The sequence below is a fragment of the Corynebacterium sp. UMB8791 genome (assembly GCF_054166365.1).
Map to the genome: position 1 here is coordinate 1 of NZ_JBSZCG010000076.1, position 316 is coordinate 316.

Here is a 316-nt window from a genome sequence, read left to right on the forward strand (position 1 = left end):
CACTATTGCGGATCGGAGGCCGTTGGCGACCTTCGCTTCAACGTGGTCGACGATGTCAGGCTCCAACCACGGCACGTGCTCCGGGCCAGAGCGGGACTGCCAGACGACGTCAAAGTCGGTGATACCCACTGCGTCGGCGACGAGCCGTGCTGCTTCGTTGACCTGGCGGGAGTAAAGATTTCCGCCGAGCTCTACCGGCCCGGATGCCTTGTCCGCAGAGACCGGACTAGAGTGAGCGGTGAAAATAAGCCGGGCGTCCTCACGGCGGTCATCCGGTAGCTTGGCAAACGCCTCACGCACTGCGTCTGCATAGGCT

At 62.7% G+C, this 316-nt stretch carries 1 protein-coding gene; it reads right to left on the reverse strand.

Features of this window, described 5'->3' with window-relative positions; all coding sequences use genetic code 11:
* Positions 1-316 (reverse strand): ferrochelatase (locus ACXIUA_RS02125; RefSeq protein ID WP_457975978.1); only part of this gene is annotated, 316 nt, incomplete at both ends.